Origin of the sequence: Proteus sp. TJ1640 (genome assembly GCF_003144445.1) — a bacterium.
Lineage (GTDB): Bacteria > Pseudomonadota > Gammaproteobacteria > Enterobacterales > Enterobacteriaceae > Proteus > Proteus penneri.
On record NZ_PENY01000042.1, the window covers coordinates 1 to 568 of the forward strand.

The 568-nt window shown below is 36.8% G+C and carries 1 protein-coding gene and 1 pseudogene; both read left to right on the forward strand.

Annotation, left to right across the window (positions count from 1 at the left end):
- Positions 1 to 196 precede the first annotated feature (196 nt).
- Positions 197 to 409: an RNA chaperone/antiterminator CspA gene (gene cspA, locus DK861_RS17325; protein ID WP_004244726.1), complete on the forward strand. Its 213-nt coding sequence runs from the start codon at positions 197 to 199 to the stop codon at positions 407 to 409.
- A 7-nt stretch (positions 410 to 416) separates the two neighbouring features.
- A pseudogene (locus tag DK861_RS18540) lies at positions 417 to 539 on the forward strand (cold-shock protein); the annotation flags it as partial.
- Between the last annotated feature and the right edge of the window lie 29 nt (positions 540 to 568).

The following is a 568-nucleotide window of genomic DNA, read 5'->3' on the forward strand; positions in this document are numbered from 1 at the left end:
ATTTTTCTATGGCTTAATAGCGTCACTGGTTTGGAAGTACAGACCTATTTATGTTAGTAAGTTTAAAGTTGTTCCCGTTTAGCGTTATCCTCGATACCTCTTCATTGTGAATTCCTTCTAATTAATTCCCATAAGTAAAAATACAAAACAAACCACATATGCCTTATGGCAAATTAAATAAATTAAAGGAAATTCTATGTCTAATACAATGACTGGTACAGTAAAATGGTTCGATGAAGGTAAAGGTTTTGGTTTTATTACTCCAGCTGATGGCAGCAAAGATGTATTCGTACATTTCTCTGCAATCCAAAGTGATAGCTTCAAAACATTAGCTGAAGGCCAACAAGTTTCATTCACCATGGAAAATGGTATGAAAGGCCCCGCAGCAGGCAACGTGGTGGCTCTCTAAAGGCGCTATTACTATTCGCCTCTATTTTAAATGCCCAAGTTGTTGCGGTTCACAATATAGAACATCACAATTTGATGTCACAGTGAACAATCCACACGGCGCAAAATGTATCTTTTGCAAAAGTGTGATGACAGCTCAAATGAGTTAAGCATTAAATAG